Here is a 15,250-nt window from a genome sequence, read left to right as displayed (position 1 = left end):
CAGCGATGGGGCCATCCGCTACAGCACAATACTCATGCCATCGAACGCCACTTCAACATTACGCCGCGCCAGCTCCGCGCGCTCCGGCGAATCCTCATCGAGAATCGGGTTGGTGTTGTTGATGTGGATAAGCACTTTGCGTTGCTCAGGCAACTGCTCCAGCACTTCGAGCATGCCGCCGGGGCCGTTCTGCGCCAAGTGGCCCATTTCACGACCGGTGCGGGTGCCGACGCCACGGCGCTGCATTTCATCGTCATCCCACAGCGTGCCGTCCACCAGCAGGCAGTCGCTGCCGGCCATGATTTCCAGCAGCGGCGCGTCGACCTTGCCCAGGCCCGGTGCATAGAACAGTTTGCCGCCGGTGTTGAGGTCTTCGACGATCAGCCCGATGTTGTCGCCCGGGTGCGGGTCGAAACGGTGCGGCGAATACGGCGGGGCGGCGCTGCGCAACGGCAGCGGCGTGAAGCGCAGGTTCGGGCAGGCAGCGACGGTGAAGCTCTGGTCGAGTTCGATGCGGTTCCAGTTCAACCCGCCGTTCCAGTGGGTGAGCATCTTGAACAGCGGGAAACCGGTGCTCAAATCCTCGTGAACCATGTCTGTGCACCAGACCTGATGCGGGCAGCCTTCGCGCAGGCTGAGCAGGCCGGTGGTGTGGTCGATCTGGCTGTCCATCAGGATGATCGCGCTGATGCCGGTGTCGCGCAGGGCTCGGCCCGGTTGCATCGGGGCGAAGCTCTGCAGCTGCGCGCGGATGTCCGGCGAAGCGTTGCACAGCACCCAGTTCACGCCGTCATCGGAAATCGCGATGGACGACTGGGTGCGGGCCTTGGCATTCAGGCTGCCGTCGCGAAAGCCTGCGCAATTGACGCAGTTGCAGTTCCACTGCGGAAATCCGCCACCGGCGGCCGAACCCAGAATCTGGACGAACATGAACGCTCCCATCTTTCAACGCTGAAAATAAAACGCCTCGGCGGGCCGAGGCGTTGCACTGCAAGTCTGCGTAGGCAGAACTCAGCGGCTGGCGAAGTACATGGTGACTTCGAAGCCGATACGCAGGTCGGTGTAAGCCGGTTTTGTCCAGGACATGGGTGTCTCCTTCAGGGTGGGTGGGATAGCGCTGTCCATAGTTATAGTCCACGGCAGCGCAGGGATGTTCCAAATAGTTAGGCTGCTATGTTACTCAAAATTTCAACGGTATTGCCCGTGAATCTTTGAGAAAGCTCCTTGCAGCCTTGGTAATGATCATTTTGTCGCTCGCCACGGTGCGCCGGGTGACGATTCGCTGGCCAGGCAGCGCCAGCCGCCCTCGGCGTTGAGCAAGCGCTGCGCTGCCGCCAGCAATGCCGAGCGTTGCAGTTGACCAATGGCCGTGTGCAGTTGTGCCAGATAATCCGACGAGTGGCCCGCGAGTCTGGCCTGCCACAACAATTCGGCGGCGTCTTTGCCGGACAGCTGACGCTCATCGAACTGATCGGCGAGTGACTGGCGTTTCTGGGTGAAATGCACGTCGTCGAGGTTTTCGATCAGCGCAGGAATGTCTTTGAGGAACTGCTGGATATGGCCGAGCAGCTCAACGGGCGCAGTCTCTGGCGACTGCACACCGAACAGCAATCCACTCTGACCATGCACCTGCCGCAAGGCACTGAACACCGCGTAGCCCAATTGCAATTCGACGCGCAGGCGCTGATAGAACGGGGTCTGGCACAGCTGCGCGAGCAGTTGCCAGGCGGCTTCGTCAGCGATTTCGTGGCCTGCGGTCGGGCAGAACAGCAGCAGCGCATGCTCGCTGGAGGCGGTGTCGATGTGGCTCCACAAATGTTGCGTAGTGATCGTCGGCACTGTCGGCAGTTGATTGTCCGGTGTGCCGGGGATGCGGCTCAGGGCCAGACCCATGGCCGATTGAGTTTGTGCGTTGAGACCAAGCGCCAGTCCGTCCCAGCGCGACGTTGTCCACACCTGTTTGGCGTCGTTCGACTCGACGGCCGATGGCAGGCAATGTTCAGGCAACGCCTTGAGCAACTGACGGATTGGTATCAACGGCGCTTCCGGTCCTGCGTTGGCTGAATCGGCGTCAATTTGCGTCAAACATTTCAGCGCATGTTCCAGGACACCGGGCATCGGCTCCTGCAGGCCCGTCAGTTTCAGCAGCCACTGAGTGCCGGTGGCACTGAACGCGATTTCGACGCCGGCCTGCCGTGCATCTTCCTGAGTTTCCTGCAGACTGCGTTGCAGCTTGCCTTGCAGATCGACGCCAGCCTGCGCTGCGGTTTGCCAACGCAAGTAGATCGCGCCGTGATCAGTGTGGTCCGGCAGCGCCTGACTGAACTGCATCGGTGAACGCTCACGCCGCCCGCGCGAGCGATCCTGAGCGAAAGTGCGCAATCCACGATGGGCGCTGGTCTGGCCGCGGATCAGCCCGGCGTTGGCCAGCGGTTGGCTGGAACCGAGGAATGGGTTGGCGGCAGGCCGATGCCAGTGCGCGCTGAAGTTATCCACAACACCGATGTCGCGCAGGATGTGTTTGAGTGCGGCCACGCCGTTTTCCGACAAGCCGCGTTCAAGCTGTTCGCTGTCGCGGCGCGCCAGTTGCAGTGCGCCACTGACTTGCTGCTGGCGTTCCAGCAATTTGGCGTATTCCTCGTGTAGCGCTGCCCAATCCTGTTGCGCGGCGAAGAAGCTCAACCAGTCCAGCAGCTGTTCACGAATGGCGCTGAGGGATTCGGCGGGGGCGGTGAATTGCAGGTGCAGCAACGCTTGCCCGGCGAACTGATACAGCGGCACCGCTTTCAAACCGTCCGCGAGGCGTTGTTGCTGCAAATGGGCGAGCAAACCGCCGGGCTTGGCGCTGCTCAGCCAATGGCAGAGAAACACCAGCGCTTCGGCGGACGAGTCGGGCAGCGCTTCGAAAGCGAACAACAGATGGCTGCTCCGCTCGCCGACCTGTTGATAACTGTTCACCGCCAAGGGCACGGTCGCTGCCTGTTCGAGCTTATCCCCAACCGGCAGCGCGGCGGCAAACTGCTGCGCCAGTATGCGTAACGCCTCAATGCTCTGCGGTCCGACCAGGCTCAGCGTCATTTGCCCGCTGCGATAAAACTGCTGATGGAAATCCTTCAGCGCCTGTTGAAACGCTGGTAACTCAACTTTCAGGCTGTCGCGATTCCCCGCATGAAATCCGCGCAGCGGATGTGTTGCCGGCAAACCGTCGTATAACGCCAGTTCCTGCTGAGCTATGGGATCTTGCGACCACGCGACAAATTCCGCGTCCAGTACTTCCCGTTCGCGCAATTGATCGTCCGGATTCATACGCGGCTGGGCGAGCATGTCTGACAGACGCTCAAGCCCGGCACTGAAGGCCGAGGTCGGCAGTTCGAAGAAGAAGTCGGTGGTGCGTTCACGGGTGCTGGCGTTCACTTGGCCACCGTGACTTTGCACATAGGCCATCAGCGCCTGACTCGCAGGAAATCGCTCGGTACCGAGAAACAGCAAATGCTCGAGAAAATGCGCCAGTCCCGGCCACTCCAGCGGCACGTCATGACTACCGGCGGCCACCCGCAATGCAGCGGCACTGCGCTTCAAACCGGGCACCTGACGCAGGGTCACGCGCAAGCCGTTGGCCAGGGTTTCAGTGTGGGGGCGGGTGTGAGTCGGCGCAGGCATGGGCACTTCCAGAACAGTGAAGTGCCCATGCTAGCGGATTGCGTGGGGTCAGCGCTTGTTCAGCGCGTGGTAAAGCTCGGGGCGACGGTCGTTGAGGTAGTGATTGGCCGCGCGGGAATCGGCCATCAATTGCCGATCCAGCTCACCGACGATCAACGCTTCATCGAGGCCGGCCTGGGCGATACGGCTGCCGTCCGGCGCAGCGATGCTGCTTTGCCCGCAATAGTGGATCTCGCCTTCCTGTCCGCAGTAATTGGCGTACGCCACGTAGCATTGGTTTTCGAAGGCGCGGGAACGCACGGTGACGTCGGCGACGAAATCGAACGGAATCATGTTCGCCGTCGGTACCAAAATCAGCTCGGCACCGGCCAACGCCAAACGCCGCGCATTCTCCGGAAACTCGAGGTCGTAGCAGATCAGGAAACCGATTTTCCAGCCGTTGAGTTCGACGATGGGAAAGTCATCATCCCCCGGGCTGAACATCGACCGATCGAGATCGCCGAACAGGTGGGTCTTGCGGTAATTGCACAGGCGCTCGCCGTGCGCGTCGATCAACTGCACGGCGTTGTAGATCTGCCCGTCGGCCGTGCGCTCGGGGTACCCGTAAGCGATCGCCAGCCCGGCGGCTTTGGCGATTCGACCGATCTGTTGCGCCCATTCGCCGTTGTAGACCTCGGCCAAGGTGCTGACCGCTTCCTTGCCGATGTTGTAGCCGCTCAGAAACATTTCCGGCAGCACCAGCAGGTCGGCACCCTTGGCCTCCATCGCCAGTTGCTGCAGGCGATGCAGGTTGGCGGCGGGTTCCAGGGGCAGCGGTGGACATTGGTAAAGGGCGACACGCATCGGGGAATCCTCTTACTCGGGCAGGGCGATAGGGCCGATGTCTTTGAACACATCACCCGGGCCCGGGTTCTCTTTATGTGTCGAACCGTCGAAGTGTTTCATGATGCCCCACACCGCGTTGAGTGAAGTCTGCACCGCGCCTTCGACCCACGCCGGCGTCCACGACACATCGTCGCCGGCGATGAAAATCCCGCGCTGCTCCGCTGGCATGTCGTCCTGCATGAAGTGCGCGTACATCCGCTGGTTATAGCGATAGTGGCCGGGCAGGGCGCCTTTGAATGCGCCGAGGAAGTACGGATCGGCTTCCCACGACACGGTGATCGGATCACCGATGATCCGTGCGGCGATGTCGACTTTCGGGTAGATCTTCTTCAGCGCGTTCAACGCCAGCTCCACGCGTTTTTCTACCGGGTGCGGCAGCATCTTCAGCGCGTCGCTCATCCACGAATAGGACAGGCAGATCACCCCCGGCTTGTCGTCACCGTTGTCGAACAGATAGGTACCGCGGGTCAGGCGATCGGTGAGGGTCATGCTCATCAGGTCGCGGCCGGTTTCCGGATCCTTGTCCTTCCAGAACGGGCGGTCGACCATCACGAAGGTCTTCGACGACTGCATGTAGCGCGTGCGGTCCAGCGCCATCCACATTTTTTGCGAGAACAGGGTTTCGTCGCATTCGATCTGCGTGGTCAGCAACCAGCTCTGGCAGGTGGTCAGCACGGCGGCGTATTCGCGGGTGTCGCCGTTGTTGTCGGTGACAGCGAAACGGCCGTCCGGCGCGTGAGCGATTTTCTTCACGCCGGAGCGCGGCGCGCCACGGTGCAGGGATTTCAGACTGGTGCCTTGCGGCCAGTGCACGCAACGCTCCGGTACATGGCGCCAGATGCCTTGCGGCACTTGCTCCACACCGCCCACCACCAGGTGCTGGTGATCGTCGCAGTTGGTCATCACCACGCGGAAAATTTCCAGCATCGAGTTGGGGAAGTCCGAATCCCAGCCGCCGGTACCGAAACCGACCTGACCGAACACTTCGCGGTGATGAAACGACAGTTTGGCGAAGGCCTTGGAGGTGGCCACGAAGTCGTAGAACGTGCGGTCGTCCCACAGCGGCACGAGTTTGTTCCACAGTTCTTTGAGGCGTGGCACATCGCGGTCACGGATGGCTTGCTGGATATCAGCGAACTGCGAGCCCGCCTCCAGCGCATCCGCCCAGGCGTCAGCCACTTCCTGAAACAGTGCAGGAAGATCCTTCAGGCTTTGTGCGTAATGGGTTTTGCCTTCCAGATCGATCACCGTGCTGCCGGAGGCTGGCGTCAGCGGGTTCGGGAACGGTTTGGTCTCAAGCCCGAGTTTGTCGACGTAGTGGTAGAACGCCGTGGAGGAGACGGGGAAACGCATGCCGCCCAGTTCCGCGACGATGCCGTCGGTACCGTTGAACGCCTGCGAACGCAGGCGCCCACCGAGCTTCGAAGCTTCGTATACCACCGGTTTCAGGCCGAGCTTCATCAGCTCGTACGCGGCCACCAGACCAGCGATACCCGCGCCGACAATCGCCACTTCAGCGCCATGGTGGTGCTCAGGAATGCTGCCGAGACCGGCCGGGTGTTCGATCCAGTCGTCAAACGCGAACGGAAAGTCCGGGCCGAAAATGGTGACGGGTTTCTTACCGTCTGCAGGATGGCGATTGTTCTTGTTCATGGCTGACCTTGCTGGCGACCCGACGCAGGATGCGCGTCTGAGTATAGGAAAAGATGCCAGCCATTCTAGGGAGCCTGGAATACGTTAATAAGACGCAATCTGTCGTCGTTTTGCCATTTAACTGATCAATATGACGATAGGTGGCTGCATACTGACCAAGTTTAGGAGATTAGTCCGTTCCCACAGTGGATTTGTACCTGACGCAGGTTCTGCGCGCGCCCCAGTCAAAATGTGGGAGCGGGCTTGCCCGCGAAGAGTCCCTCTCAGCCAACACATTTAAACCGGCTGCCCCCGATCGATCTTGCTACTCAAAATGATCGACGTCGTCGTCTTCTCCACCCCATCCACACTGCCAATCTGATCCAGCAACTGATCGAGCTGCTCCGGCGAGTCGGTGCGCAACCACGCCACATAATCAAATTCGCCACTCACCGCACACAACTGCTGCACCTGCGCCATCGCGCTCAGCCGGCGCAACACTTCCTTGCCGGAACGCGGCTGCACCTTGATCCCGACATACGCCTGCAACCCGCCATCGACCACGCGCTGCCCCAGACGCACGCCATAACCGGTGATCACCTTGGCCTTCTCCAGCCGCGCCAACCGCGAAGTCACGGTGGTGCGCGCAATGCCCAAGTGTCGGGCAAGCATCGCCACGCTTTCGCGGGCGTTGATTTGCAGGGCGGCGATCAGCTGGCGGTCGATTTCGTCGAGGGCGGGGGGGCGGGTGTCGGGCAAAGGGGCGGCTCCAAAGGCGCGGGTTGGTAGGCCAGAACATGTTACAGACTCTGCCAGTGAGATATAGAGGTCACGCAAAGACGGAAAAGCCGCACAATTGCGCGGCTTATTGAGCGAAAAGCAACTATTGAGCGTAGCGCTGTGCGAAGTCGGCAATTTTCTGTGTTGCCTGGAAATCAACCAACTGCAGGCCACGCGCCTCAATACTCTCCTTCGCAACTTCCACCGCTTTGTGGTGGCGAGGTGATTCGTTCTCTGCAGGAGTGCTCACGGGGATGAGCACGTTTTGCAACTGAATTATGCCTTCCTGCTCCGCTCTCACGAATTTCATCAGCCACTGATCGCAGTGGTCGAGTATCGCGCTGGGCTCTGACTGGTCAAAAGCCAAGGGTTTAATAGCCGCCACGACCTTATTGCGATGCACCAGGGGGAGATGCAATTTGGTGAGATCGCCGGCCAGCGTGTCATCACGGAAATTGCGAATCGATGCCTGCGAAAACATTTCCCGGATCTCTCGAACCATCACCTCTTCACGACGCTCACGGCCAACGCCTTGACGATCAATGTAGCGGTTGAACAGCGCAGCGAGCGTATCGTCGAGATTTTCCACCAGTATCGAGCGCATGGGGCTGAAGCGAATCATCGACTCCTTCGGTTCCGTCATGAATCGGAAGTGGTTAACGATCTGCGACTCTTGAGCGCCTGCTGTCATGAGGCGGATGCTGTCGAGTTCGTTTTGGGCTATTTCCATCGCCTTGGCAAAAAGGTTACTGCACTCAAAGAAATGATTGACCCGTTTCAGATTTTTACGAGCGAGTTTGTACTCCATGCGGCCGATAGCGGGCGCCGAGAGAACGATGCCCACATTGGCAAACTCTTCGGTCTCCGCAAAAGGCGCGAAGCGCACAATGCTGTAAAGACAGGTGTATTTCATTTCAGGACGCTCCAGAATTCGTCCGATTGGCAAAGCATCAGGTTGTGTTCGATTTCTTCAAGCAGAGTTTCCAGCCCGAGTGCTCCGATGGCCTCACGCCACTCGTCAGGAATATCTGAGCATAGGTCACGAAATCGTCCAGCAGTGTCATGCATCCGCTGATGCGTATTCAACTTTATCCACCAGATCCAAACGCCATGCCCGATTTTCGGGGCCAAACACATGGCTTTCAGCGAACCTTGAAGCGTCCAGTGGCCATTGGAATGCCTGGTTGTGATCGATCAGCTGTAGCTGATTGTTGGTACTGCACATAAGCAGATTCGGACGCCCACCAAGTGGTCCCAATTGGCGATCACTGTTACCGACCCAGTAATCAAATGCGAAGACGGCTTTTTGAAGGTTGCTCGGAACCTGCAGTGCTTGTGAATACAGTAGGTCAGCAGCGTCGGCGACGTAAGCAAGGGCATAGCTGTCCCCTGGTCCGAGATCACTACGAGCTTCCGGGTTATAACGCAACAAAGCTGGATCGACATAGATACAGCCATGCTCGGGGATCGGTAAGCCGAACTGAGCAGCCAATCGGGCGCAGAGTAGTTCGGCAATGCGTTCGGCGGGCGGCAGTTCCAAACCTTTGACCACATAGTGTTTGTCATTGTTTGCCCGACACAGGAATGGGCGTGTGATGCCTCCTTCCAATCGACGAATGATCTCCACCGCTTCTATGTAGTTAACGACGGCCATTCATGGCTCCCTCATAAATCTGCTTGGAAGACAATACTGGTCTGTCTCTCGATGCACCATGTCTCGTAATCATTTCCGGGCGACATTCAGTGGGTATTAGGGTGAAAAGGCATCGACGTCCCGATTTGCCGGAGCGCGTATCTAGGAAAGTAGCGACAAACCTGCGTTTGATTCCGTGTCGTAATTCTCTGATGGTTGATGACTTTCACCACATCATCAATCACCGCTTTGCTCATCGGCGCCAGGAAATGAGCGCCCTAGGTATAGCGGGCGGTTTTTTGTCGTAATCGACATTTTCAGCGAAGGGCTTGATCAGAAACAGCAGGTCGGAGGCTTGAGCCAGTGCGTCGCCGATCGGGACGTCGGCGCTGACGGGAAGAGGGGGTGGTTGGCGCAGTAGATGAAGGGGGTGAGGCCAATGTTTTTTTGAATCTGCGGGCGAGTCTGTTTCAATCATGGTGATAATCCCTGGTTCAAGGAGCCGGTCCATCCGTTTCCAAGCGAATGAGTGGCGGCTGTACGCAGGTTGGAAAACCGGGAACCAAGGAACCGGCACGCCCGAAGACGTCCCACGCTCAGCCACCATAAAAAGAGCAGGTGCGTTTTGATTCGACGGGTTTCAAAGCCCGACCGCTGATAAGCAGCGACGCCTCGAGAGTATCCCGCCAAAGACCAGCCCAACAGACATCAAAGCCTTTAAAATCACAGCTTCGGAACTTGCCTACAGACTCCGAGGAAGTCTTCCGAACATTGCGCTCGCAGAAATTGTTCCCCCAACCGATCGCCCAAGAAAAAGCCGCGCATGTAGCGCGGCTTTCAAATGTGGTGGGCCCACACGGACTTGAACCGTGGACCAAAGGATTATGAGTCCTCTGCTCTAACCAACTGAGCTATAGGCCCTCAGTAGGTCGCGGATTATAGCGACGGTTTCTCGGCTGTGCTATCCGAATAATCCGATACGGTTACACGAAGAAACGTTGCGGCGAATTCTTCTGGGGGCAGTGGCAGGCTGACGATGTAGCCCTGAATCTGCTCGCAGCCCTCAGCCGCCAGAAATTGTTGTTGCGCCTGGGATTCCACGCCTTCGGCAATCACGGTGAATTGCATGCTCCGGCCCAGTGCGATGATCGCCCGCACAATCGCCGCGTCGTGCGGGTCGTCGGGCAGCCCGCGAACAAAAGACTGGTCAATCTTGAGGATGTCCAGCGGCAGGCGTTTCAGGTAACTGAGCGAAGAATAACCGGTACCGAAGTCGTCGATCGCCAGTTGTACACCCAGATGTTTGAGCTGGTGCAGCACCGCCAAGGCCTCTTCAGCCTGACTCATGATGAAGTTTTCGGTAATTTCCAGTTGCAGTAAATCCGGCTGCAGACGGTTGTCCCTGAGCAGTTGTTCGATACGCCCGAGCAGATTCGGCTGGCGCAGTTGCGCACCGGCGAGGTTGACTGACAGCGGGCCGAGGCTGTCGTAGATCTGATTCCACTCGAACATCTGCCGGCAGGCGGTCTCGAGCACCCAATCACCGATCTGCAAGATCATGCCGTTCTCTTCGGCCAGCGGGATGAAGTGCTCGGGCGGCACTTCGCCGAAGGTCGGGTGGCGCCAGCGGATCAGTGCTTCGGCGCCGACCAGGCGATGGTCGTCGAGGCTGATTTTCGGTTGGTAGTAGAGGAACAACTCTTCGCGTTCGATGGCCCGGCGCAGTTCGTGTTTCAGTGCCACGCGTTCGCTGGCTTGGGCGGTGAGATCGCGGGTGTAGCTTTCGACGCGGTTGCGGCCCTTGGCTTTGGAGCGGTACATCGCGGCGTCGGCGTTTTTCACCAGGGTGGCAACGTCGCAGCCATCCCGTGGGTAGAGGCTGGTGCCGATGCTGGCGCTGATGAAAAACTCGTGCTCACCGGCCTGAAACGGTGCGCCAAAGCAGTTGAGCAGTTTGATAGCGATATTGTCGGCATCACTGGCTTGTTGCAGGCCCGGCAGCAGGATAATGAATTCATCCCCGCCCAGTCGGGCGACGGTGTCGATATCGCGCAATTGCTCCTTCAGGCGTACGGCAATGCCTTTGAGCAACAGGTCGCCAACCGGGTGCCCGAGGCTGTCGTTGATGTGTTTGAAACGGTCGAGATCGAGAAACAGCACAGCGCCCTGACCGCCATTTTCCTGCTGACTGTTCAGCGCGGTGAGCAGGCGACTTTCGAACAGGGTGCGATTCGGCAGGCCGGTGAGTGGGTCGTGGTGCGCTTGATAGTCGAGTTTGGCTTGTGCGTGTTTGAGGCTGGAGATGTCAGCAAACACCGCGACGAAGTGGGTGATGAATTTGTCGCGGTTGCGCACGGCGCTAATGGCCAGCCAGCTCGGGTACAGCTCGCCGTTCTTGCGCCGGTTGGAAATCTCGCCTTGCCAGTGACCCTCGGCGGTCAATTGGTGCCACATCGCCGCGTAAAACGCGCTGTCATGCAGGCCGGAGGCGAGCAGGCGCGGGGTGTGGCCGAGGGCTTCGCTTTCGCTGTAGCCGGTAATTTCGGTGAACGCACGGTTCACCGCGCTGATATGCTGCTGGGTGTCGGTGATCAGCACGCCCTCGGCGGTGCTCTCGAAAACGGTGGCGGCCTGTTGCAGCTTTTCCTGCATCAGATGGCGTTCGGTGATGTCCCGGGCGATGGTCAGCATGCAGTCTTCTTCGCCGATCGGCAGCGGTCGGCTGGACACTTCGCACAGGCGGATCTGCCCGTCGCTGCGGCGGATATGGCAGGTGAAGTCGCGCACGAAGCCGTCGCGGTGCAACAGGTCGAGCATCTGCTTGCGTTCGTTGAGGTTGACCCAGATCCCCAGGTCCAGCGCCGAGCGATCCACCGACATCGCGCTATTGAATCCGGTGATGCGGCTGAAGCCCTCGTTGACTTCCAGCAGCAAGCCATCGCTCTGACGCGACAGCAGCAAGCCGTCCGGTGAGGCATGAAAAGCCTTGGCGAACTTCTCTTCGGAGGTTTGCAGTTGTTGTTGGGTTTCCTTGAGCTGAGTGATGTCGCGCACCACCACCACCAGCGCTGGAGTGGTGTCGAGGTCGAAGGGTTCGGCGGAGATCAGGCCGGTGAATACCTGACCGTTGTTGCGGCGAAAGGGCATCTCCAGGTTGCGGATGCTGCCGGCCTGCAAGCGCTGGAGCAGTCCTGGCCCGACCCCGGGAATGCCCCAGATGTTGAGTTCCGTGGCGGTCTGGCCTATGACTTCTTCGGCCTTCAAGCCGATCTGTTCTTCAAAGGCTTCGTTGACCTCCAACAGGCAGCCATCGGACAGCCTCGCGATGACCAGAATGTCCGGGCATTGCTGGAACACTGAAGCGAACTTCTGCTCCGACAGCCGCAATGCTTCTTCTGTACGTTTGGTCTCGCTGATGTCGATCATCAGCCCGCGCATCACCGGCTCATGGCCGTGCTCGATCAGGCTGACAATATCGCGCACCCACAGGCAGCGCCCGTCTGCGGTAATCACCCGATAATCGAGGGTGTGATCGCGCCCTTCGCGCACCGCCTCATCGCAGATGGCCTGGGCACGCGTCAGGTCGGCGGGGTGGATGATGTTGCGCCAGAAACCCGGAATCAGCCAGTGCGCCTGTGGATAACCGAGCAGATCCTCGGCATGCGGCGACACATAGCTGTAGGTGAAGTCGCTCATGCGCGCTTCCCAGGCGATGGCCGACAGGCTCTCCACCAGTCCGCGGTAGTGGTATTCGCTGCTGCGCAATTCCTGTTCGAGGTCGACGCGGCGGGCGATTTCCGAACTCAGGCGGCGATTGATGCGAATGACCACGGCCAGGATGATCATCAGCAATAACAGGCCCGGCAGGCCGTAAATCAGCAAATCCGACCAGAATGTCCGATGATCGAGGACATTGCCGACCCAATGTTCCTGAATGCTGCTGATTTCCTCCGGGCTCATGTCCGCCAGGACCTTGTCCAGAATGCCCACCAGCATTTTGTTGTCACGGGGCACGCCCATGGCCAACTGGTAGCGATACGGGGTTTCGCCGCTTACGTATAAACCGTCGAGCTTGAGCTGGCGCAGGCTCCAGACGCTGGAGGCGAGATCGCCGACGACCGCATCTACTTCATCGGTAGCCAGGGCCTGCAAGGCTGAGCTGACATTGGGCATGGCCACCAGATTCAGATCCGGATGGTGGGTGCGCAACAGTTCGTGGGGGGCGTAGTTTTCCACCACGGCGATCTTCAGTCCGTACAGGTCTTCGATTTTGCGCGGTTGCGCGCCGCCGATATGGGCGAGGATCACGATCGGGAAATCGAGATAAGGGCGAGTAAACGACAGATAGTTCTGGCGTTCGGGCGTGGACATGATCCCGGGCAGCAGATCAATCTTGCCGGTTTTCACCTGCGCCAGCACCTCAGTCCAGCTCGACGGCTCGACCGGGGTGAGTTTGACGGCCAGGCGCTGGCGGATCACGTCGATGTAATCAGCGGCCAGGCCTTGATAGCGATTCTGTTCATCACGGAACTCGAACGGCGGCCACGAGGCATCGACACCCAGGCGCAAGTCCGGGTGAGCCGCGAGCCAGCTACGTTCTTCATCGGTCAGAGTCAGCGCGTTAGCCGTTGCGGTCCAGATCATCAGTGACAGCAAGAAAAGCACGGGCGCCAGTCTGGGCATAACCGTCTCGTTAGGGCACGGGATTGATTGTTTCGAGTGTAGACGGGGTATGCGGGGGAGGGGCGGTGCGAGGGATTTAATCTGCCGTATAAACAAAACCCCCGGCCTGGGCCGGGGGTTCTGGTATCACTCGTCGAGGAAGGAGCGCAGATGCTCGCTTCGCGTCGGGTGGCGCAGCTTGCGCAGCGCCTTGGCTTCGATCTGACGGATCCGCTCGCGCGTTACGTCAAACTGTTTGCCCACTTCTTCGAGTGTGTGGTCGGTGTTCATGTCGATACCGAAGCGCATGCGCAGTACTTTGGCTTCACGGGCTGTGAGGCCGGACAGCACTTCGCGGGTTGCTTCTTTCAAGCTTTCAACGGTTGCCACATCGATTGGCGACTGCATGGTCGAGTCTTCGATGAAGTCACCCAGATGAGAGTCTTCGTCATCACCGATCGGGGTTTCCATGGAGATCGGCTCTTTAGCGATCTTCAACACCTTGCGGATCTTGTCCTCAGGCATTTCCATGCGTTCGCCAAGCTCTTCCGGAGTCGGTTCGCGACCCATTTCCTGCAGCATCTGGCGGGAAATGCGGTTGAGCTTGTTGATCGTCTCGATCATGTGCACCGGAATACGGATGGTGCGAGCCTGGTCGGCGATCGAGCGAGTGATCGCCTGACGGATCCACCAGGTGGCATAAGTCGAGAACTTGTAACCACGACGGTATTCGAACTTGTCCACCGCTTTCATCAGACCGATGTTGCCTTCCTGGATCAGATCGAGGAATTGCAGGCCGCGGTTGGTGTACTTCTTGGCGATCGAGATCACCAGACGCAAGTTCGCTTCAACCATCTCTTTCTTCGCGCGGCGGGCCTTGGCCTCACCGATCGACATGCGACGGTTGATGTCCTTGATTTCAGCGATGGTCAGACCGGTCTCGGTTTCCAGCGCGATCAGCTTCTGCTGGCAACGGATGATGTCTGGCTGCACGCGACCAATGGCTTCGGCGTATTTGCTCTTGCCTTTGGCCAGGGCGTCGGACCAGCTTTCATCGACTTCATTGCCCGGGAACTGACGCAGGAAATCGGCGCGTGGCATACGTGCATCACGTACGCACAGTTGCATGATCGCGCGCTCTTGCTGACGCAGACGATCAAGGGCACTGCGAACACGCTCGACCAGGGCTTCGAATTGCTTCGGCACCAGTTTGATCGGCATGAACAGTTCGGCCAGGGCCAGCAACTCGGCAACGGCGGCCTTGTTGTGACGACCGTGCTTTTTCAGGGCCTTGCGGGTGATTTCCATCTGGTCGGACACAGCGCCGAAACGCTGGGCAGCGATGACCGGATCCGGACCGCTTTCGGCTTCCTCTTCGTCATCCGAAGCTTCGGCGTCATCGTCGTCGGTATCGTCGTCAGCCTTGGCGGCTTTCGCGTCGATCGGCGGTGGCACTTCGGCAGCAGGCGGCGCAATGCCGTCGTCCGGGTCGATGTAACCGCTCAGAACGTCGGACAGGCGACCACCTTCGGTGGTGACGCGAGTGTACTCGGAGAGAATGTGGTCAACCGTGCCTGGGAAGTGCGCGATAGCGCTCATCACCTCACGGATGCCTTCTTCGATACGCTTGGCGATTTCGATTTCGCCTTCACGAGTCAGAAGCTCGACCGTACCCATTTCACGCATGTACATGCGCACCGGGTCAGTGGTGCGACCGATATCGGTCTCCACCGCGGCCAACGCGGCGGCTGCTTCTTCCGCAGCGGCCTCGTCGGTATCGGCGTCGGCCAACATAAGGGCGTCCGCATCCGGAGCACTCTCGTGTACGGGGATCCCCATGTCGTTAATCATGCGGATGATGTCTTCCACCTGCTCCGGATCTGAAATATCCTCGGGCAGGTGGTCGTTGACCTCGGCGTAAGTCAGATACTTCTGCTCACGACCCAGTTTGATCAACTCAATAATACGAGACTGCTGTTGCGCTTTTCCGGACATAAC

General features: G+C 59.1%; 13 protein-coding genes and 1 tRNA gene. All 14 read right to left on the bottom strand.

Going from position 1 to position 15,250, the window contains the following annotated elements; translation table 11 throughout:
- Positions 1–18 precede the first annotated feature (18 nt).
- Entirely contained in the window at positions 19–930 is a 912-nt protein-coding gene (gene pqqB / locus ACYZUM_RS23800) for a pyrroloquinoline quinone biosynthesis protein PqqB (RefSeq protein ID WP_041070011.1), read from the bottom strand.
- Positions 931–1,011: 81 nt separating this feature from the next.
- Positions 1,012–1,086, bottom strand: coding sequence for a pyrroloquinoline quinone precursor peptide PqqA (gene pqqA, locus ACYZUM_RS23795; protein ID WP_003422658.1), 75 nt, complete (start codon positions 1,084–1,086; stop codon positions 1,012–1,014).
- A 156-nt stretch (positions 1,087–1,242) separates the two neighbouring features.
- Positions 1,243–3,660: a pyrroloquinoline quinone biosynthesis protein PqqF gene (gene pqqF / locus ACYZUM_RS23790; RefSeq protein WP_108183996.1), complete on the bottom strand. Its 2,418-nt coding sequence runs from the start codon at positions 3,658–3,660 to the stop codon at positions 1,243–1,245.
- 48 nt (positions 3,661–3,708) lie between these two features.
- The gene (locus tag ACYZUM_RS23785) at positions 3,709–4,503 is read right to left on the bottom strand and encodes a carbon-nitrogen hydrolase family protein (protein ID WP_108183995.1); all 795 of its coding nucleotides are present in this window, start codon (positions 4,501–4,503) and stop codon (positions 3,709–3,711) included.
- 12 nt (positions 4,504–4,515) lie between these two features.
- Positions 4,516–6,198 (bottom strand): flavin monoamine oxidase family protein, encoded by a 1,683-nt coding sequence (locus ACYZUM_RS23780; protein WP_108183994.1) that lies wholly within the window; start codon positions 6,196–6,198, stop codon positions 4,516–4,518.
- Between the two features lie 276 nt (positions 6,199–6,474).
- Complete coding sequence (locus tag ACYZUM_RS23775; RefSeq protein WP_108183993.1) at positions 6,475–6,936, bottom strand: Lrp/AsnC family transcriptional regulator; 462 nt, start codon at positions 6,934–6,936, stop codon at positions 6,475–6,477.
- Positions 6,937–7,060: 124 nt separating this feature from the next.
- Positions 7,061–7,870, bottom strand: a complete 810-nt coding sequence (locus ACYZUM_RS23770; protein ID WP_108183992.1) for a DUF3037 domain-containing protein — start codon at positions 7,868–7,870, stop codon at positions 7,061–7,063.
- The gene (locus ACYZUM_RS23765) at positions 7,867–8,025 is read right to left on the bottom strand and encodes a HipA family kinase (RefSeq protein WP_332874469.1); all 159 of its coding nucleotides are present in this window, start codon (positions 8,023–8,025) and stop codon (positions 7,867–7,869) included. The genes ACYZUM_RS23770 and ACYZUM_RS23765 overlap by 4 nt, the downstream gene beginning before the upstream one ends.
- The gene (locus ACYZUM_RS23760) at positions 8,018–8,611 is read right to left on the bottom strand and encodes a HipA family kinase (protein WP_262948173.1); all 594 of its coding nucleotides are present in this window, start codon (positions 8,609–8,611) and stop codon (positions 8,018–8,020) included. Before ACYZUM_RS23760 ends, ACYZUM_RS23765 begins: the two co-directional genes overlap by 8 nt.
- A gap of 86 nt (positions 8,612–8,697) precedes the next feature.
- Positions 8,698–8,847, bottom strand: a complete 150-nt coding sequence (locus tag ACYZUM_RS23755; RefSeq protein WP_411157858.1) for a hypothetical protein — start codon at positions 8,845–8,847, stop codon at positions 8,698–8,700.
- The gene (locus ACYZUM_RS23750) at positions 8,844–9,068 is read right to left on the bottom strand and encodes a DUF3077 domain-containing protein (protein ID WP_411157859.1); all 225 of its coding nucleotides are present in this window, start codon (positions 9,066–9,068) and stop codon (positions 8,844–8,846) included. Before ACYZUM_RS23750 ends, ACYZUM_RS23755 begins: the two co-directional genes overlap by 4 nt.
- A 366-nt stretch (positions 9,069–9,434) precedes the next feature.
- Positions 9,435–9,511 (bottom strand) — tRNA-Ile (locus ACYZUM_RS23745).
- Between the two features lie 15 nt (positions 9,512–9,526).
- The gene (locus ACYZUM_RS23740) at positions 9,527–13,273 is read right to left on the bottom strand and encodes a bifunctional diguanylate cyclase/phosphodiesterase (RefSeq protein ID WP_473061188.1); all 3,747 of its coding nucleotides are present in this window, start codon (positions 13,271–13,273) and stop codon (positions 9,527–9,529) included.
- A gap of 126 nt (positions 13,274–13,399) precedes the next feature.
- Positions 13,400–15,247: an RNA polymerase sigma factor RpoD gene (gene rpoD, locus ACYZUM_RS23735; protein ID WP_041070030.1), complete on the bottom strand. Its 1,848-nt coding sequence runs from the start codon at positions 15,245–15,247 to the stop codon at positions 13,400–13,402.
- Between the last annotated feature and the right edge of the window lie 3 nt (positions 15,248–15,250).

It is taken from the genome of Pseudomonas sp. m6p, assembly GCF_055760375.1.
This window is presented reverse-complemented; position numbering and strand designations above follow the sequence as displayed.

What these genes read in the sequence shown, in the direction of transcription:
- pqqB (WP_041070011.1), bottom strand. Translation starts at nt 930, where the DNA reads ATGTTCGTCCAGATTCTGGGTTCGGCCGCCGGTGGCGGATTTCCGCAG.
- pqqF (WP_108183996.1), bottom strand. Translation starts at nt 3,660, where the DNA reads ATGCCTGCGCCGACTCACACCCGCCCCCACACTGAAACCCTGGCCAAC.
- ACYZUM_RS23785 (WP_108183995.1), bottom strand. Translation starts at nt 4,503, where the DNA reads ATGCGTGTCGCCCTTTACCAATGTCCACCGCTGCCCCTGGAACCCGCC.
- ACYZUM_RS23780 (WP_108183994.1), bottom strand. Translation starts at nt 6,198, where the DNA reads ATGAACAAGAACAATCGCCATCCTGCAGACGGTAAGAAACCCGTCACC.
- ACYZUM_RS23770 (WP_108183992.1), bottom strand. Translation starts at nt 7,870, where the DNA reads ATGAAATACACCTGTCTTTACAGCATTGTGCGCTTCGCGCCTTTTGCG.
- ACYZUM_RS23765 (WP_332874469.1), bottom strand. Translation starts at nt 8,025, where the DNA reads ATGCATGACACTGCTGGACGATTTCGTGACCTATGCTCAGATATTCCT.
- ACYZUM_RS23760 (WP_262948173.1), bottom strand. Translation starts at nt 8,611, where the DNA reads ATGGCCGTCGTTAACTACATAGAAGCGGTGGAGATCATTCGTCGATTG.
- ACYZUM_RS23755 (WP_411157858.1), bottom strand. Translation starts at nt 8,847, where the DNA reads ATGAGCAAAGCGGTGATTGATGATGTGGTGAAAGTCATCAACCATCAG.
- ACYZUM_RS23750 (WP_411157859.1), bottom strand. Translation starts at nt 9,068, where the DNA reads ATGATTGAAACAGACTCGCCCGCAGATTCAAAAAAACATTGGCCTCAC.
- ACYZUM_RS23740 (WP_473061188.1), bottom strand. Translation starts at nt 13,273, where the DNA reads ATGCCCAGACTGGCGCCCGTGCTTTTCTTGCTGTCACTGATGATCTGG.
- rpoD (WP_041070030.1), bottom strand. Translation starts at nt 15,247, where the DNA reads ATGTCCGGAAAAGCGCAACAGCAGTCTCGTATTATTGAGTTGATCAAA.